Here is an 18,186-nt window from a genome sequence, read left to right on the forward strand (position 1 = left end):
TTAGGCCATTCGTTGGTTGCTTTGGCAAGCATGGCGCGGTTGACTTGCGCCACCTCGCCACCGATCGGAACAGCATGAGCCGCCTCGACAGTTTCATCCGCCGCCTGGAGGCCCAGCGCCTCATCCTGAACTGGGCTGCCGCCGCCATCGCAGGGCGCGAGGGTTTGGTGCTCGAGCTGGGGCTGGGCAACGGCCGGACCTACGATCATCTGCGCGAAATCCTGCCGGAACGGGAGATCCATGCCTTCGAGCGCGAGGCCAAGGCCAATCCGCGTTCGCTGCCGCCGGTCGACAGGCTGGTCCTCGGCGACATGGCTGAGACGTTGCCTGCCTTCGCGGCCCGTCACGGCCGCAACGCAGTCCTCGTCCATGTCGATGCGACCACCGGCGTTCCCGAGCGCGACGCCGTTGCGCTTGCCTGGCTGCCCAGCCATGTCGCAGTGGTGGCCGGCGATGATGCGCTGGTGATCAGCGGCTCGGCGCTCGAGCATGAGGCGCTGCAGTCCACGGCCCTCCCAGAGGGTGTACCGGTCGACCGCTATTTCGCCTATCGCCGACGCCCCGGCGCGGTGTGAGTGGCGCGCGCATGCGCCTGACATCGCAATGCGACGCGTCACGACCTCAGGAGTCGGGCTTGCGAGCTCCAGTGCGGCTGCTCATATCTAGCCCAATTCCGCCGAGCGCCGATCCATCCGATCCCGCTCCCAGGGCAAAGCAACAAGCTGGAGATTTGACATGAGCGCTACCGAACGTGCGGTCCTCGCTGGCGGATGCTTCTGGGGCATGCAGCAGCTTATTCGGCGCTTGCCGGGCGTGATCTCGACCCGCGTCGGATACACCGGCGGCAACGTCAAGAATGCGACCTATCGCAATCATGCCGGCCATGCCGAGGCGATCGAGATCGTGTTCGACCCCGCTAAGACCAGCTTTCGCAACATGCTCGAGTTCTTCTTCCAGATTCACGACCCCAGCACGCTGAACCGCCAGGGCAATGATCTCGGCGACAGCTACCGCTCGGCGATTTTCTACACCAGCGACGAGCAGCGCGCGGTCGCGATCGACACCATCGCCGACGTCGACGCGTCCGGCCTCTGGCCAGGCAAGGTCGTCACGGATGTGACGCCGGCAGGCGAGTTCTGGGAGGCCGAGCCGGAGCACCAGGATTATCTGGAGCGGCTTCCGAGCGGCTACACCTGCCATCGCGTGCGTCCCGAATGGAAGCTCCCCGTGCGCGCAGCCAGCTCGCACGCGGCAGGCTGAGCGAACAGGGTCGGAAGCCGAGGTTAAAAGGCTGATTTTACCCGAGGCGGGCCGGGAACTCCGGCTCGCCATAGGGATAATAATCCGCGAGCTTCAGATTCTCGTATGGCAGGGCATCGAGATGCACCGTGCCAAGGAAGGGCTGCGGCGGCTCGACCAGCAGGATCGTCGGCGCAAAGCCGCTATCGTCGAATCCCCGGCGGAAATGCGCGCGCGACTTGATCGCGATTACATCGAACTCTTCTGGCGAGAGGCCGAGCTGCCATAGCTCCCAAGGCTCCATGATCTGCACAAGGTAGGGGCTGAGCACGATGACGTTACCCTTGCCGAAGCTCACGCAGATCCACTGGTCACCCGAGCCGCGACCGCCTTTCGCGTGGACCGAACGTATGGTTCCGGAGATGCGGACCGGCGCGCCGGCCGATTGATCGAACAGGCCGCCGATCTCGGCATCGAAGGGGTCTCCAGCCTTGCCGCCCGCCGCCAGGACCGTCCGAATGATATCGGGCGAGGCGACCGTCGCGATCAGCGTGCGTTCCAACTTCTGATCCAGGATCTCCTGCAACAGCCAGGTCGCATAGCCCGAGCGGTCGCTGTAGTCGACGAGGACGACGGGCCATTTGCCCGACGCCACCGCGTCGCGGGCGAGGGCGACGCCTTCTTTCATGGCATGTATCTCGACGCTTTTGACCAGCGCCTCGCGCCGGCGCCAGATCCAGTCTGCCATGTCGGCGATCACTCGCTCGGCGAGAGCCGCATCGTCATTGGTGAGGACCTGAAGCCCCATGCCGACATCGGGCACGTCCGACCACGGAAAGCCGAAGAAGATATTGACGAAGACATCGGGCTCGCGCGCCTCCCAGATCAGCGCGCGCTGGATCAGGTCCGACCATGGCGAGGCGCCCGTCCACATCACCACCGTGGGCGCGATGATCGGGATCCGCAGCGCGCGGTGCACGGGCCTGAAGCTGCCGCGGATCGCGCGGACCAGCATGCGCGCCGCCCGTTCGCCCTGCAGGTGCATGTCGTAATGCGGGAAATACTTGACGCTGAAGGCCATGTCGGCCTGCTGAAGGAAGGCCTCGTCCTCATTTCCATGGGGATCGAAAGTGGCCGAGATGAAGACGTCCCTGCCGACGACCTCCCGCACGCGTCGCGCGATATCGGCCTCGGGACGCGGCACCCCGCGCACAGCCAGCGCGCCGTGCAGCGCCAGATAGACGCCGTCCAGACTGGACTGCGCCTTGAGTTCCGCGACCATGATCCCCAAAAAATGCTCGTAGGCATCCCGGGTGATCCAGCCCGAGCCGATCCCCGTGAGGGGCCAGAGCGGCGAGGTGATGCCGATCAATTCAACATCGGCATGTTCGCGCGCGACCTGGACGAAGCCGCCCATATAGCCCTTCGGATCGGTGGCAAGCAGTGCCTCGCCGCTCGCCGGCGAGCCCGGATAGATGAAATCCTCCCTCCTCGTGTCATTGGGCAGAAAGGTGACGGTCTCGTGGGCAAATTGAAGGACAGCGATACGCATGGTGATCCGTTTTAGGCGGGTTTGACGTCATAGAACTGGGCGAAGCCGTTGCGCATACCTGTCAGCCCGCGATAGGCGGTCTTCTCGTAATAGGCACCCAGCGGGATGTACGGCACGTCGACGAAGAACTGCTTCTGGATTTCGGCGCAGATCGCCTTCTGGGCAGCAATGTCCTTGGCCACGAACCATTCGGCGCGCAGTTCCTCGAGGCGCGGCGATTTCGGCCAGCCGAACCAGGCTTGGTCGCCATTGCCGCGAATCCCGAGCTGGCTCGCGGGGTCGAAGTTATTGGTGCCGTTGAGATAGGTGAAGAAGATGTTCCAGCCGCCCTTGTCGGCGGGCTGCCGGCTGGCGCGTCGCTGCACGACGGTGCCCCAGTCGGTCGAGACCAGGTCGACATTCATCCCCGATTTCTGCAGCGCGTCGGCCGCGACCATCGCCAGCGCATGCGTCGAGGGATAGTCGCTGGGGTCGAGCATCACGACGCGCTCGCCCTTGTAGCCGGCCTCGGCGAGCGCTCGCTTGACCGCCGCGAAGTCACGCTTTCCGACAAGTGCCTCGGTCCCGGCCCGCGTGGCCAGCGGCGTATCGGGGCTGAACACGCCGACATGGTCCTTCCACATCGAACGCTCGTCGCCGGCAACCGCGGTCATGTACTCGGTCTGGTCGATGGCGCCGAGCAGCGCCCGTCGGATCGCGGGATTGTCGAAGGGCGGATGCAGGCAGTTGAACCGTAGGCAGCCGATGCCGCCGGCCGGATCGAGACCCTCGATCTTCACGCCGGCGCGGTCTTTCAGCACGCCGAGCAGATCCGGCGTCGGGTTCTGCCACCAGTCGATCTCGCCCGCGCTCAGCGCATTGGCCGCCGTAGAAGGGTCGGGCATGATCCGCCATTCGACGCGATCGAAGAACACGTTCTTGGGGCCGGCCGTAAAGCTGGCCGAGCCACCCTCGCGCGGAACATAGCCGCTGAATTTCTCATAGACGGTCAGGGCACCAGAGACGCGCTCGCTCGCCTTGAAGCGGAAGGGGCCGCTCCCGACCATCTCGGTGACTTGCTTGTTGGGGTCGGTCACGGCGAAGCGCTCTGGCATGATGCAGGGCATCGAGGTTCCGGTCTTGCCGAGCGCTGCCGGAAGGAGCGGGAAGGCCCGCTTCAGGCGAAACTTAACGACGCGGTCGGATTCTGCCGACAACTCGTCGGTGGCATCCATCAGGGCGCGGCCAAAAGCATCGCGGGCGGAAAAGCGCTTGATGCTCGGCACGACGTCCTGGGCGCGCACCGGCTCGCCGTCGTGGAAGCGCAGGCCCTCGCGCAACGTGAGGCGCCAGAGCTTGCCATCGTCCTCGACCGTATGTCCGGCCACCATCTGCGGCTCGAAATTATAGTCGGCGGTCTGGCCATAGAGCGTATCGAAGACGAGATAACCGTGATTGCGGGTCACGGTCGCGGTGGTCCAGACGGGATCGATGATCGCGACATCGGCCTCGGGAACGAATTTCAGCACCCTGGCCGGCTGGGCGATACTGGGTTTTGCAAGCCCGGAGACCGCAGCTCCTGCGGCCACGCCAAGAAATGTACGACGCTTCATACCGTAAACCTTCCGTTGGAACAGATGGAATGGTCGCGGATCATGGAGCGTCGCCGCGATGTCGTTGAGCAATCCTAGAGCGCCGGAAATCACGGGCGCAAGTCGCGCGGCGGCGGATCTGCAAATAAGCCGGAAATTGCCGACTTACTGTAGGTAACGGCACGGCCGGGCACGCCCGGAACACTGAAATCTAAGACTCAAAAAAGGGCTGGCGGCATCGAATGCCGCCAGCCCTTTTGACCATGTGCTGCCTGCCGCGCTCGCCGGTGGGGCGCTTGTCAGAACTGGATTGATGCGCCTGCGATCGGTCCGTGCTGGGTTACCTTCCACTGGAAGCCACCATCGCGAAAATCTTGGTGCAGCACGCGATAGCCAGCCCTGAACGTGGTGGGTAGGCCCAGCATTGTCGTGCGATAGCCGATTGCGGCCTGGCCGTTGAGGCTCAGGCGCGTGCCGACACCGAAGCCGCCGACATCGCCTTCCAGAGCGAGGTTCCAGCGGTCGCTCATGTCATAGGTGACGCGTGTGCCGATGAACGGGTCGAGCCAGCTTTCGCTCGCCGACACACCGAAGCCTCCCACTCGAAGCTTGGTTGTCAGCCGCGCGTAGCGAAGGCCGACCGTGGGCTCGATCGCGAAGACACGCGGCGAGCCGAAAACGGTGTTGCCGCCAAGTTGCGACTCGAAGACGCGATAGTACAGGCCGCCCGAGACCAGGTAGTTCTTCATCCCGACGCCGAGCGTAGCTCGCGAAAAATGCTTCTCGCTGGCAACCTTGGCGTATTCCGCATTGATGTAGCCGCCGAAATTGCCACGCCTGAGCTCCGCTGCGCCCATTGCGCCGAACTGCAGTTGCTTGAGGGTCTCGCTGAACGGGACGTCGACGTTGGCGCTATAGCCCCGCACGGCGGCATCGCCCTTGAGCGAGGAGGCCCACATATAGGGCGTGATGACCAGCGACCAGTCGCGCAGGCTGACCGGCGCCGTCGGGCTCTGAGCTGCAGCCGGGCGCAGATCGGCCGCCTGCGCGCCGCAAGCCGGCACGAATGCGGTCGCTGCGCCAAGCAAGGCCGCGGCGGCTGCGGACCGTAGTGAAAGGAATGGTGTCGTCGAAGTCATGATGATGGTCCCCCGGCGCGAGCGGTTCAAAAGGGAGTTCTACGGGACCAGCCGCGATTCCTCCGCCAAGGGTGTTACCGTCAATTGACGGCTGGGCCCAAGGCAAAGGCGCGGCTGATGGCTCAGCGCTTGGGGAAAGCCAGCGCAGGAGGTGTCATGGCCGCCGTCATTGGGGCGCTGACGAGTGTCTTCGCGTCGAGATCGAAGCTCGTCAGGTCGATGCCCCGCAGAACCGGATCGTCATAGGTCTTGACGTAATAGACCTTGTTCGCGAGGTCGGCGACCGTCGACCACTGGGTGTATTCCAGTGGCTCGCTGCCCTGGTTCTTGTCGCGTACCCAGCCCTTCGGAATGTCGAAATTGCTGATGATGTGCTCCGCCAGCCGGACACTTTCGGGGCCCGAGGGCTTCTTCTCGACCGAAAGCGTGTAACCCAGCGCGCGCAGGAGGCGCGAGGGGGGCGTCGGGTCGCCGGGGATACCCAGCATGCCGGACCCCTGGCCCAGAGCGGCAAAGGTTTGCGAGCCGATCTTCAGCGGCTCGGCATTGACCGGGGAGAGCTTCAGATAGTTGCGCAGGTTGGTCATGTGCCAGTCGAAGGACGGCGAATTGGTCATGACGCCCAGCGGATTGTCGTGAACCTTGAGCGTCCCGTCGATCGGCTCGATGACGACCGAAGCGCCGGTCGCGTCATGCAGCGTGTAATGCACCGGCGGGGCAATCCCCATGTTTTCCTGGACGACATTGATGATCGCGATGTCACCCAGCGCGGCCTTGAGTTCGGCGACGGTCGCGAAGCTGGTCAGGGCCCAGGTCAGGAACTCCCAGGGCGCGAGGGATTTCGCTGGGTCAGCCTTTGCGGGGTCCGTGTAACCGGCGAAGCCGGGGAAGTAGAGAATTCCGCCGACCAGCCCCTTTTCATTCATCCCGTCGACGAGCGCCTCGGCGCCCAGCGCATTCATGCCGACAGCTGCGTATTGTCCGGTCCAACTCATGCCGGATTTGCCGCCGGTGCCTGTCGCCGCAAGCTTGTAGTTGCGGGGGATGACGAGTGCACGCGACTGCATGTCGAAGCCGAATTCCATCGTGCGTGCATAGACGCCGCTGTTGTCGGTCGTTCGAATCAGGAAACTTGTGCAGGCCTGAGCGGTCTGGGACGCGGTGAGGGCGGATGCGGCCAATAATGCTACAAATTTACGGCGAACGTTCATGCCAAATTGTTTCGAACGCGCATTTACACTTTTCATTTAATATTCTTCCCCGAGCCCAACAATTGACGAATGTACCTTGTCATCCAGTCTATCGAAGAAAAAGCATGCCTGACTGGGTACCCGTCATGCAGCTTGCGCGCAAGGCGGTGCGGTTTTCGGTGGCTTCCCTGCTTTTGGAGCATCCACAGGTGAGGCGATGGTGCGGTTGTGGACTCCACGAGCGCATTTTGGGCCGTACACGGTCGCGCGTGCGGCGGCCGTGAATCCGAAAAACTGTGTGTTTTGAAACTCTAGCGACGGTTCCTTGACACACCGAAACGTTTCGGATTAGCGTTTTTGCGCGAGGACCCATGTCGCTGATCCGGATTGCCGCCAGTCTCGACCTGTCCGTCACGACCGTCTCGCGGGCGTTGGGCGGTCATGACGACGTGGCCGAGGGCACCCGCAAGCGCGTCCAGGCAGAGGCCGATCGCATCGGTTATCGCCCCAACACGATCGCGCGGCGTTTGCGCGGCGGACGCAGCGATGCGGTCGGCATCGTGTTGCCGACCGCGCCCGGGCAATTGGGGGAGCCGTTCTTCTTGCGCCTCATCGGCGCGATGGGGCCGCGCCTCGCCGAGGCGGGGCTCGATCTGATCGTATCCAGTGCTCACGGGGGCAGCGAGGAACTCGCGCTCTACCGCCAGTTCGTAGAGAACCGGCGCGTGGATGCGATGATTGTCGCCCGCACCAGGCTGAACGATGAACGCGTTTCCTATCTTCGCGAGGCCGGGCTGCCCTTCGTCACCTATGGGCGCACCGAAGCGGGTGGGCACGCCTGGGTCGATACGGATGCCGCCGAGGCCTTTAAGGCGGCCACCGAACGCCTGCTCCGCTTCGGGCATCGCCAGATCGGCTTCATAGGCGCTCCGCTCGAATACGGCTTCGGCTTCTTCCGGGAGGCCGGCTGGCGCGAGGCCATTACGAAAGCCGGGATCGCCATCGGCCCCGCCGGGTTCGTCGAGCCGAGCGAGGAGAACGGCTATCGTCTTGCGGTGAAGTTGCTGGCCGCGCGCGAGCCACCGACTGCGCTGCTCTGCGCCACCGATCGCCTCGCTTTCGGGGCGCTGCACGCTCTGGATCGCGCGGGTCTCAAGGTCGGCCATGACGTTTCGGTCATCGGTTTCGATAACTCGGCCGTCGGTCATTACATCGCCACGCCGCTGACCAGCTTCGACCCGGACATCGAGAGTGCCGCTCAGGCGATCCTCGACATGCTGCTGGCGCAGCTCGCGGGCCAGAGCGGCGCCCAGATGCGCGAACTTCGCCACGCCAAATTCATTGCCCGCCGCTCCGACGGACCGGCACCGACTGCCAACGGCCAGACCAAGAGCCGTAGCGAATCCAGGGAGGACACAATCCATGATCAAGGCCTTCGCGACCCAGCTTAAACTCTCAGGGGCTGTCGCTGCCCTGGCGCTCGGTCTCGCCGCGAATCCGGCCGCAGCGCAGGTCGTATTCCTGTCGACGCAGCTGCGCCCGATCGAATCGGCCCAGAAGCTCCGCACCGACATCCTGAAGGATTTTCCGGGCGGGGCTGAGTTCGTCACCGAGCAGCCGCCGCAGCTCGGTGTTCACATCCGGGCGGAGCAGCAGGGTGGCAAGCCGGTCTCCAGCCTGATCGGTGCACTCCATGGCGAACTCCAGCCGCTGGCGGCGGATTCGCTGATGCCGCTGGATGACGTGCTGGCCACTCTCAAGGACCGCGGCCTCAATCCGGGCATGGTCGAGGCCGGCAAGCTCGGCACCGACAAGCAGATGTTCATTCCCTGGATGCAGGCGACCTACATCATGGTTGCCAACAAGCAGGCCCTGCCTTTCCTGCCGGAAGGCGCCGACATCAACGCGCTGACCTATGACCAGCTGGCCCAATGGGGCGCCAACATTCAGGCTAAGACGGGCAAGCGCATGCTCGGATTCCCTGCCGGGCCGACGGGGTTGATGCACCGCTTCTTCGAGGGCTATCTCTATCCCTCGTTCACGGGAGGCGTGGTCACCACCTTCAAGTCACCTGACGCGGTCGCGATGTGGACCAAGTTCCGCGAGCTCTGGAAGACCGTCAATCCGAACTCGACGAACTACGGTTTCATGCAGGAGCCGCTGCTTTCGGGCGATGTGTGGGTCGCCTTCGACCATGTCGCGAGGCTGATCGACGCACTGTCGCGCAAGCCTGACGACTTCGTCGCCTTCCCGGCGCCATCGGGTCCCAAGGGGCTCGGCTACATGCCCGTCGTCGCGGGGCTGGCCATCGCCAAGGGGGCGCCGCAGGCCGAGCAGGCCAAGAAGCTGATCGAATATCTGACCCGCCCCGACGTGCAAGTGAAGACCGCGAAGGCGGTCGCCTTCTTCCCCGTCGCCAAGGTGGACATGCCGGCCGATATCGACCCAGGCCTCAAGCTCCAGATCGACGCGGTTCAGAGGATGACAAGCGCCAGGAACGCTGTCGTCAGCCTGCTTCCTGTGGGTCTCGACCAGCGCGGCGGCGAGTTCGACAAGGTCTATGTCGACACGTTCCAGCGCATCGTGCTGCGAGGAGAGGATCCCAAGGCCGCGCTAGACCGCCAGGGTGAGGCATTGAAGCGCATCATGACGGAAACCAAGGCGCCGTGCTGGCTGCCGGACAAGCCGAGCCAGGGAGCGTGCCCGGTCGAGTGAGCAGCTGTCATGCGTGAGCACCCCGCTCTGCCATATCTGCTGATCGCCCCCTCGGTGCTGTTCCTGACGGGACTGTTCCTGGTCCCGCTCGGGCAGACCGCGATTCTGGCCTTCCAGCAGAGCGGCGTCTGGAGTTTCGGCAATTTCCACCGGATGGCCGACGACCTCAACTTCTCCGACGCGATGCGCAACACCTTCACCGTGGTGCTGCTCGCCGTGCCGCTGCAGGTCGCGCTGGCGCTTGGCATGACGATGATGCTGCGGCAGGTGAAGCGCGGCCGCGACATCCTGGTCTGGATCTGGTCGATCCCGCTCGGCATCTCGGACCTCGCGGCCGGGCTGGTCTGGCTCGCAATCCTGACCGACCAGGGCTGGTTCAACTCGCTCCTGTTCCAGATGGGCCTCATCAGCCAGCCCCAGGCCTGGTTGACCTATGAGACGCCGCTGGCCCTGCTGGCGGCGATCGTCATCGCCGAGATCTGGCGCGCAACCGCGATCGTCTTCGTCATCCTGCTGGCAGGCGTGCAACTGCTGCCCAAGGAATACGAGGAGGCGGCAGCGGTCTTCGGCGCCAGCAACTGGCAGCGCTTCGTCCGCATCACACTGCCGCTGCTCAAGCCCAGCATCCAGACCGCACTGATCCTGCGCACCGTGCTCGCCTTCGAGATGTTCGCGATGGCGCTCGCTCTGGGCGGGCGAAACTTCCCCGTTCTCGTCAGCGAAGCCTTCAACTGGCAGTATTTCAGCCAGGATTACGGGGTCGCGGCAGCCTATGCGGTCCTCGTCATGGCCATCTCGATAGCAGCAACGATCGTCTATCTGGTCGCGCTGCGGACACCGGCGGAGCAGCGCTCATGAACCCGCGCGCCGCCCGCTTCGACCGCTCGCTGTTTTTCGCCGGGCTTGCCGTACTCTGCGTCTGGACCTTGCTGCCGATCTACCTGCTGGCGCTGGGCGCCACGGGCGGGCGCGACATCGTCTCGCAATGGCCAAAGCCCTTCGCGCCGTTCGGCATCTCGCTGGCGACGTTGCAGACCTTCCTCGCCATCGACGGCGTCTGGCGGGCGACATGGGTCAGCATCCAGGCTGCCGCCATGACGATGGCCATGGCGCTGGCGATGGGCGTGCCCGCCGGCTACGCGCTGGCGCGGTTCCGCTTTCGCGGGGCGGGCGCCTACCGCGTGCTGATCCTGATGACGCGCGCGTTTCCGGTCGCGATCCTTGCGCTGCCGCTGACGGTCTCCTTCATCCGGCTCGGCGTCTACGACACGCCCTTCGGCGTTGCGCTCGTGCATGCCGTGCTGGCGACGCCCTTCGCCACCCTGGTCTGCGCCAGCCTGTTCATGGGCATCCCCAGGGAATTGGAGGAGGCGGCCTGGGTCTTCGGCTGCTCGCGTTTCACCGGCTTCTTGCGCGTCGTGCTGCCGCTGGCCCTGCCGGGAATCGCGGCGGCCTCGATCTTCGCCTTCGTATTGTCCTGGAACGAGGTGTTTGCCGCGTCCGTGCTGACGGTGCGGCAGCGGACGTTGACCGCCTATCTCCTGTCGGTGCTCTCGGAATCGCCGCTGCACCTGCAATTCGCCGGTGGCCTGATCCTGATCGTGCCCTCCGTCCTCTTCATCTTCCTCGTGCGTCGCCGCCTGTTCTCGATGTGGGGCATCGGCAACCGCTAGGCGGCCCGGGCACGGTCCGCGCCAACGACTTGAAAGCTTCTGAATGGCCAGCATAACGATCCAGGGCGTGGCAAAATCCTTCGGCGACGTCCACGCTTTGGCGGAGGTCGATCTCACGGTCGCCGACGGCGAGTTTCTCGCCCTGCTTGGGCCATCCGGCTGCGGCAAGACCACGCTGCTGCGCATCGTCGCCGGGCTGGAATCGCAGAGCCGCGGCCGCATTCTGATCGGCGATCGCGACGTCTCGGGCCTGCCGCCCCGCAAGCGCGGGCTCGCCATGGTGTTCCAGAACTACGCGGTCTTTCCGCACATGACTGTGTTCGAGAACGTCGCCTTCGGGCTGCGCATGGCCAAGGCCGACAAGGCGCGTGTCGCGTCGCAGGTCGAGAAGGCGGCGTCGCTGCTGCATATCGAGGGCCTGCTGAAGCGCTATCCCGCCCAGCTTTCGGGTGGCCAACGCCAGCGCGTCGCGGTCGCACGTGCGCTCGCTGTCGAGCCGGCGGTGCTGCTGATGGACGAGCCCTTGTCTAACCTCGATGCGCTGCTGCGGCTGGAGATGCGCGCCGAGCTCAAGGCCGTGCTGGCAGAGGCCGGCACGACCACCCTCTACGTCACCCACGACCAGACCGAGGCGATGGGCCTCGCCGACCGGATCGCGGTGATGCATGGCGGCCGCATCGAGCAGTTCGGCACACCTTCGGACATCTATGACCGGCCGCGCACCCGCTTCGTCGGTGGCTTCGTCGGCAGCCCGCCGATGAACTTCCTCGAACTGCGCGTTGCGGACGGCCGCGTCGATCTCGACGGCATGCCGCTACCGGCACCGGCAGGCGCGCCCGAAACCTTGCTGCTGGGCCTGCGGGCAGAGGATGTCGCGCTGGCCGAAGACGGGGAGGCGGGCTTCCCGATGTCCCTTAAGGTCGCCGAGCTGCTCGGTCCACAGGTCCAGCTGACCGGCACCGCAGCCGGCGGGCAGCCGATACGGGTCGTGCTGCCGGCGGGCGGGGCGCTGCCGCCACTGACACCCGGCGCGACCCTGCGGCTCAAGCCCGATATCGGGCGCCTGAGCTGGATGAACCGCGATGGATTAGCCCTGGAGACCCGCCCATGACGCGTATCGAGCAGGCCCGCGCCGTGCTGCGCGCCAATGACCGGGGTGGCTACACCGTGCCGACCGACCGGCTCTACCCCTTCCAGTGGAACTGGGATTCGGCCTTCGTCGCGATGGGATGGGCGACATTCGACGGCCCGCGCGCCTGGCGCGAGATCGAGCGCCTGCTCGAAGGGCAATGGGAGGACGGACTGATTCCGCAGATCGTCTTCCATGCTCCCTCCGACGATTATTTCCCGGGCCCAGAGGTCTGGGGCATCAAGCGAAATCCTCCGACATCGGGGATCACGCAGCCGCCGGTGCTGGCGAGCGCCGTGCGCTCCGTGCTCGAGCAACTGGGCGCGGCGGGCGAGGAGCGGGCGGCCGCGATCTATCCGCGCCTGCTCCTGAACCACGAGTGGTGGGAGAGGGCGCGCGATCCCGTTCGCAGCGGCCTCGTCGCGACGCTGCATCCATGGGAGACAGGCATGGACAACAGTCCGGCCTGGGACGTTGCGCTGGAGCGCGTGCCAACCGACACCGTGACCGAAATCCGCCGCCGCGACACCAGCCTCGTCGATGCTTCGTTCCGTCCGCGTGGCATCGAGTACCAGCGCTTCATCCATCTGGTCGATCTCTTCCGCGAGGCCGGATGGGATGCGACGCGGATGCTGGAGGTCTCGCCCTTCAAGGTGGCCGATGTCGGGACCAATGCGATCCTGCTGCGAGCCGAGCGGGATCTGCTGGCGCTTGCGCGACGCTTCGGCTCGGCAGCGGACATGGCGGCGATCTCCGCTCGGATCGCCCGCAAGGAAGCCGCGCTGGCGACGCTCTGGCACGAGCAGCTCGGCTCCTACATCTCCTGCGACATCGTCACGGACACCCCCATCGCGGTCAGGACGTCCGCCGGCTTCCTGCCGCTCTTCGCCGGCCTGCATGACCACGCTGGGGTGCTCGCGGCGCGGATAAAATCCTGGCGGCGCGAAGGCATCGCGTTGGTGCCGTCGACGGATCCGGCGGAGCCCGCCTTCGAGCCGCAGCGCTATTGGCGCGGGCCGGTCTGGGCCGTCGTCAGCTGGATGATCGCGCAGGGGTTGCGCGAGGCCGGAGAAGCGGACGCGGCGGCGCTGGTCGTCGATGATACCCGCCGGCTCATCGGCGACGCAGGTTTCAGCGAGTATTTCGACCCCACAAATCGCAACGGCATCGGCGGCGGCACGTTTTCCTGGACGGCTGCAATTGATCTCTTGCTCGCAGAGGGAGCCAAAGCGTGACTATGCCGACCCGCGGCGCAATCGATTGCGACCTGCATCCGGCGGTGCCCGGTATCGCCTCGCTCATTCCCTATCTGGCACCGCAATGGGCCGATGCGGTCGCGCAGCGCGGCATCCATGATCTGGAATCGACGAGCTATCCCCTGCGCGCGCCGATCTCGTCGCGTCCGGATTGGCGGATCGAGGGGAGGAAGGCCGGCTCGGATGTGGCCTTGCTAGGATCGCAGGCGCTCGACGGTTTTGGCGCGCAGGCCGGCATCCTGAACTGCCTCTACGCCGTGACGACGCTGTTCAGCGAGGACATGGCGGCTGCCTTCGCGAGCGCCGTCAATGACTTGCTGGCGGCGGAATGGCTCGACCGGGACCCGCGCCTGCGCGCCTCGATCGTGGTGCCGATCCAGAGCCCCCACCTCGCCGCGGCAGAGATCGAGCGCCGGGCCGGCGACCGCCGCTTCGTGCAGGTCCTGCTGCCCTGTCTCAGCGACCAGCCGCTCGGCCGGCGAAGCCTCTGGCCGATCTACGAGGCCGCGAACCGGCATGGGCTGCCGATCGGGATCCATGCCGGCTCGACCTATCGCCATCCCGTCACGCCTGTCGGCTGGCCGTCCTATTTCACCGAGGACTACGTCAACCAGGCGCAAGGTTTTCAGACACAGTTGACCAGTCTCGTCTGCGAGGGCGTCTTCAGCAAGTTCCCTGACCTCAAGGTCGTGCTGATCGAATCCGGTTTCACCTGGCTGCCGGCCTATCTCTGGCGACTGCACAAATACTGGCGTGGCTTGCGCATGGAGATCCCCTGGGTCGACCGCCCGCCGCCGGAGATCATCCGCGACCAGGTCCGATTCACGTTGCAGCCGGTCGATGCGCCAGTCGATGGCGACGCGCTCCAGCGCGTGCTCGACCAGATGGGCTCGGAGGATCTGCTGCTCTATTCCAGCGACTATCCGCACTGGCAGTTCGACGGGGCCGACGTCCTGCCGCCGCGATTGCCCGACAGCGTCCGGCGCAAGATCCTGATCGACAATCCGCTGGCGACCTATCCCCGCATCAAGGAGGATCTGGCATGAACATGGAGCTTCCCACCAAGCCGCAGGCGGACACCGCAATCGTGCGGCCCGTGATCGCCGATTGCGACATCCACCCTTGCCTGAGCAAGCCCTCCGACATCCTGCCGTATCTGCCAAAGCGCTGGCAGGAGCATGCGCTGAGCTACGGCATGCTGCCGCGTCACGGCTATCAGAGCGGCCCGGCCTATCCCAAGGGCCAGCCCGACGCTGCCCGCCTCGATGCCTGGCCTGTCGACGGAAGGCCCGGCAGCGATCTCGGCTTCATGCAGAAGCAGCATCTCGACGCCAACCGGGTCGAATTCGGTGTCATGACCGTGATCGCCCCTGCTGCCGGCGCGGCCCAGAACCTCGACTACAGCGCAGCTTTGTCGCGCGCGCTGAACGAGTGGCAGGTCGCTGAATGGACCAGCAAGGACAGCCGCCTGAAGGCCTCGATCGTGGTGCCCTACGAGGATCCCGCGGCGGCTGCCGCCGAGATCGACCACTGGGCCGGGCATGAGGCCTTCGTCCAGGTTCTGGTGCTCAGCCGCACCGCCGAACCGCTGGGCCAACGGCGCTACTGGCCGATCTACGCGGCTGCCCAGCGTGCAAAGCTGCCCATCGGCGTGCATGCCTTCGGCTATGGCGGTTATCCCGTCACGGCCGGCGGCTGGCCGTCCTATTACATCGAGGAGATGGTCGGACATTCGCAATGCTGCCAGGCGCTGCTGACCTCGATGGTGCTGGAGGGCGTCTTCGAGCGTTATCCCGGTACGCGCGTTGTGCTGATCGAGGCCGGCCTCGCCTGGCTGCCGTCGCTGGGCTGGCGGCTCGACAAGCACTGGAGCCGCATGCGCGACGAGACCCCGCATCTGAAGCGCAAGCCGACCGATTACATCCGCGACCACGTCTGGATGACGACCCAGCCGATGGAGGAGCCGGAGAAGCGCAAGCATTTCCACGACATCGTCGAATGGATCGGCATCGACCGCCTGCTCTTCGCCACCGACTACCCGCACTGGGATTTCGACGACCCGCTCTGGGCCGTGCCGGTCAAGCTCGACGATCAGGCACGACAGGCGCTCTTCATCGACAATGCCAGGGCGCTCTACGGGATCGGCTGAGATGGCCAAGCATGTGATCGCGCCGGCATCGGATCTGCCACCCGGCGAACGGCTGGTCGCGGAGGTCGCCGGCCGCAAGGTCGTGATCTTCAACCTCGACGGCGAGTTCTTCGGCCTGTTCAATCGCTGCCCGCACCAGGGCGGCGATCTCTGCCAGGGCCGCACGACCGGCCTCGTCGAAGCCGGATCCGAACCCGGCGAGTACAGCTACACCCGGCGCGGCGAGATACTGCGCTGCCCCTGGCATGGATGGGAATTCGACATCCGCACGGGCAAATCCCGCGCCGAGCCCGGGCGTATCCGCGCAAAGGCCTATGAGGTCGAGGTGAAGCGCGGCGCCGACCTCTTCGACGGCCCCTACAAGGCCGAAACGGTCCCGGTCATGGTCGAGCAGGACTATATCGTGGTCGAGGCCTGAGGGCCTGCGAGCACACGCGCGACCTCCACGCCAGCCCGGATGAGCTGGCGGGGAGGCTCTTGTCGGCCAGCTCAGACGACGGCCTGAACTTGGATCTCGACCAGGATGTTGTCGGCAGCCAGGCGCGACTCCACCGTCGCCCGGGCCGGAGGATTGGCCTTGTCGACCCAGGCTTCCCAGGCGCCGTTCATCTCGCTGAAGGTCGAGATGTCCTTGAGCCAGATATTGGCGACTGCGATGCGGCTCTTGTCCGTGCCGGCGAGTTTCAGATAGCCGTCGATCTGCGCGAGGATGTCGGCGGTCTGCGCCGCAACGCCGCCGCTGCGATCGCCGGCTGTCAGTCCGGAAAGGAAGGCAAAGCCGTTGGCGACGAGCACCTTGCTCAGCCGTCCGGTGACTTCGTGACGTGTGATCATGATCTCTCCATGAGGGTATTGAAGGCCCGGCGGACCTTGCTGCGATGGGCGGCCGATGATCGTGCGCGCGCTATTGTGCGAGCATGATCTCGGCCGCTCGCTCTCCGACCATTATGGCCGGGGCGTTGGTGTTGCCCGAGGGGATGGTCGGGAAGATCGAGGCATCCGCGACCCGCAGGTTTTCGAGCCCATGCACCCTCAGGCTCGCATCGACGACCGAATTCGCGGGATCGGGGCCCATGCGGCAGCTGCCGCAGGGGTGGAACACCGAATAGGCCTGCTGCCGGATCGCCTCGAGCTGCGCCTCGTCGTCGATGCAGGCCGGGCCCGGGCGGATTTCGCTCTCGATCAGGGCAGCAAAGCTCGGCGCGGCGGCCAGGCGACGCAGGAATCGGGCGCCGACGAGGATATCGCGGACATCCTGCTCATCAGAGAGGTAGTTCGGCGCGATTTCGGGTGCCTCATGCGGATCGGCCGAGCGGATCGCGATATGCCCCCGGCTGCGGGGCCGGCAGGGTGAGATGCTCGTGCTGAACCCGGAAAACGGGTCGGGCTTCATCAGCGCACGTATGCCGGGCAGGGCGCGCTCATAGCTCAGCGGCGAGAAGTAGAGCTGCATGTCGGGCCGGTCGAGATCGGGCCGGGTCTTGAAGAAGCCGCCGCCCTGGTTGACGCTCAGCGACAGCGGGCCGCTGCGGTTCAGCGCGTATTGCAGGGCCATGCCGATGCGCCCGGGCCAGGAGAGCAGGCTGTCGTTCAGGCTGGGCTGACGCGAGCGATAGACATGGTCATAGCAGAGATGGTCCTGCAGGTTCTGGCCCACGGCCGGCAAGGCGTGCACCGTCGCGATGCCGTGTCGGGCCAGCAGTTCTGCCGCGCCGATGCCTGACAGCTGCAGCAGTTGCGGCGAGTTGATCGCGCCCGCGGCAATGACGATCTCACTGGTGGCCCGGAAATGGACCGGCTGGCCATCTCGGACACCCTCGACGCCGACGGCGCGCCGACCCTCGAAGACGATGCGCGAGGCGAGCACCCCGGTCTCGACCTGCACGCGCCCGCTCTTCCTGGCCGGATGCAGATAGGCGCGCGCCGCTGATTCACGCAGGCCGCCGCGCGTGGTGATCTGGTAGATGCCGGCGCCCTCGCAGTTCTCCCCATTCAGGTCCGGGTTGAAGGGCAGGCCGGCCTCCTGGGCAGCCTTCAGGAACAGCGGCGTCAGCTGGTGCACCGCCTTCGAGATATCCTCGACATGCAAGGGGCCGCCCGCTCCGTGCCAGGCCGAGGCGCCAAGCGCATGGTCCTCCATCCGGCGATAGCTCGCCAGGACCTCGCCCCAGCCCCAGCCGGGATTGCCCATGCGCTCCCAGCCGTCGAAATCCTCCGGCTGGCCACGCACATAGACCATCGCGTTGATCGCGCTCGAACCGCCCACGACCTTGCCGCGCGGCTGATAGATCTCGCGGCCGGCCAGCCCTTGCTCGGGCTGCGTCCGGTACATCCAGTTCAGCCGCGGATTGTAGAAGGTCTTTCCGTAACCGATCGGCAGATGCAGCCAGGGACTGAGATCTCGCGGACCGGCCTCCAGAACGAGGATGGGGCCGCGTCCGGCCATGGCGAGGCGTCCGGCCAGCGCGCAGCCGGCCGAGCCCGCGCCGATGACGATGACGTCCCATTCCTGCAAGGCGGTCTCCCCGCCGGGAGCACCGGCACTGCGAATGTCAGAAAGGTCTACGGAGAAT

The 18,186-nt window shown here is 65.5% G+C and carries 17 protein-coding genes; 11 read left to right on the plus strand and 6 right to left on the minus strand.

Going from position 1 to position 18,186, the window contains the following annotated elements; translation table 11 throughout:
* The first annotated feature begins 74 nt into the window (after positions 1-74).
* A complete protein-coding gene (locus AC1D2L_RS19110) occupies positions 75-575 on the plus strand; it encodes a class I SAM-dependent methyltransferase (RefSeq protein ID WP_476847476.1) in 501 nt (166 codons plus the stop codon).
* A 160-nt stretch (positions 576-735) separates the two neighbouring features.
* Positions 736-1,260 (plus strand): peptide-methionine (S)-S-oxide reductase MsrA, encoded by a 525-nt coding sequence (gene msrA, locus AC1D2L_RS19115; RefSeq protein ID WP_476847477.1) that lies wholly within the window; start codon positions 736-738, stop codon positions 1,258-1,260.
* Between the two features lie 37 nt (positions 1,261-1,297).
* On the opposite strand, the gene AC1D2L_RS19120 is transcribed toward msrA, so the two are convergent.
* The 4 genes from AC1D2L_RS19120 to AC1D2L_RS19135 form a co-directional block, all read right to left on the minus strand.
* Entirely contained in the window at positions 1,298-2,791 is a 1,494-nt protein-coding gene (locus AC1D2L_RS19120) for a M81 family metallopeptidase (RefSeq protein ID WP_476847478.1), read from the minus strand.
* Between the two features lie 11 nt (positions 2,792-2,802).
* Positions 2,803-4,383 (minus strand): ABC transporter substrate-binding protein, encoded by a 1,581-nt coding sequence (locus AC1D2L_RS19125; RefSeq protein ID WP_476847479.1) that lies wholly within the window; start codon positions 4,381-4,383, stop codon positions 2,803-2,805.
* 278 nt (positions 4,384-4,661) lie between these two features.
* Positions 4,662-5,501: a hypothetical protein gene (locus tag AC1D2L_RS19130; RefSeq protein WP_476847480.1), complete on the minus strand. Its 840-nt coding sequence runs from the start codon at positions 5,499-5,501 to the stop codon at positions 4,662-4,664.
* A gap of 122 nt (positions 5,502-5,623) precedes the next feature.
* Complete coding sequence (locus AC1D2L_RS19135; protein WP_476847481.1) at positions 5,624-6,712, minus strand: linear amide C-N hydrolase; 1,089 nt, start codon at positions 6,710-6,712, stop codon at positions 5,624-5,626.
* A gap of 350 nt (positions 6,713-7,062) precedes the next feature.
* Here AC1D2L_RS19135 and AC1D2L_RS19140 point away from each other — a divergent pair, with 350 nt between their 5' ends.
* The 9 genes from AC1D2L_RS19140 to AC1D2L_RS19180 are packed head-to-tail and all read left to right on the plus strand — an operon-like array spanning position 7,063 to position 16,031.
* Entirely contained in the window at positions 7,063-8,142 is a 1,080-nt protein-coding gene (locus AC1D2L_RS19140) for a substrate-binding domain-containing protein (RefSeq protein WP_476847482.1), read from the plus strand.
* On the plus strand, positions 8,114-9,406 hold the full coding sequence (locus AC1D2L_RS19145; protein WP_476847483.1) for an ABC transporter substrate-binding protein: 1,293 nt from the start codon (positions 8,114-8,116) through the stop codon (positions 9,404-9,406). The genes AC1D2L_RS19140 and AC1D2L_RS19145 overlap by 29 nt, the downstream gene beginning before the upstream one ends.
* 9 nt (positions 9,407-9,415) lie before the next feature.
* Positions 9,416-10,264 carry a carbohydrate ABC transporter permease gene (locus tag AC1D2L_RS19150; protein WP_476847484.1) on the plus strand — a complete coding sequence of 283 codons (849 nt, stop codon included), beginning with the start codon at positions 9,416-9,418 and terminating at the stop codon, positions 10,262-10,264.
* Complete coding sequence (locus AC1D2L_RS19155; RefSeq protein WP_476847485.1) at positions 10,261-11,079, plus strand: carbohydrate ABC transporter permease; 819 nt, start codon at positions 10,261-10,263, stop codon at positions 11,077-11,079. The genes AC1D2L_RS19150 and AC1D2L_RS19155 overlap by 4 nt, the downstream gene beginning before the upstream one ends.
* A gap of 43 nt (positions 11,080-11,122) precedes the next feature.
* Entirely contained in the window at positions 11,123-12,190 is a 1,068-nt protein-coding gene (locus AC1D2L_RS19160) for an ABC transporter ATP-binding protein (RefSeq protein WP_476847486.1), read from the plus strand.
* Positions 12,187-13,443: an MGH1-like glycoside hydrolase domain-containing protein gene (locus AC1D2L_RS19165; protein ID WP_476847487.1), complete on the plus strand. Its 1,257-nt coding sequence runs from the start codon at positions 12,187-12,189 to the stop codon at positions 13,441-13,443. The genes AC1D2L_RS19160 and AC1D2L_RS19165 overlap by 4 nt, the downstream gene beginning before the upstream one ends.
* A 2-nt stretch (positions 13,444-13,445) precedes the next feature.
* The gene (locus AC1D2L_RS19170) at positions 13,446-14,510 is read left to right on the plus strand and encodes an amidohydrolase family protein (RefSeq protein ID WP_476847520.1); all 1,065 of its coding nucleotides are present in this window, start codon (positions 13,446-13,448) and stop codon (positions 14,508-14,510) included.
* Positions 14,507-15,613, plus strand: coding sequence for an amidohydrolase family protein (locus AC1D2L_RS19175; RefSeq protein WP_476847488.1), 1,107 nt, complete (start codon positions 14,507-14,509; stop codon positions 15,611-15,613). The genes AC1D2L_RS19170 and AC1D2L_RS19175 overlap by 4 nt, the downstream gene beginning before the upstream one ends.
* Position 15,614: 1 nt before the next feature.
* Entirely contained in the window at positions 15,615-16,031 is a 417-nt protein-coding gene (locus AC1D2L_RS19180; RefSeq protein ID WP_476847489.1) for a Rieske (2Fe-2S) protein, read from the plus strand.
* A 71-nt stretch (positions 16,032-16,102) separates the two neighbouring features.
* Here the strand turns inward: AC1D2L_RS19180 and AC1D2L_RS19185 are convergent, their stop codons facing one another.
* Both AC1D2L_RS19185 and AC1D2L_RS19190 read right to left on the minus strand, forming a co-directional pair.
* Positions 16,103-16,447, minus strand: coding sequence for a RidA family protein (locus tag AC1D2L_RS19185; RefSeq protein WP_476847490.1), 345 nt, complete (start codon positions 16,445-16,447; stop codon positions 16,103-16,105).
* Between the two features lie 70 nt (positions 16,448-16,517).
* Complete coding sequence (locus tag AC1D2L_RS19190; RefSeq protein WP_476847491.1) at positions 16,518-18,128, minus strand: GMC family oxidoreductase; 1,611 nt, start codon at positions 18,126-18,128, stop codon at positions 16,518-16,520.
* Positions 18,129-18,186: the final 58 nt, after the last annotated feature.

The sequence above is a fragment of the Allobosea sp. P1_B10 genome (assembly GCF_056406735.1).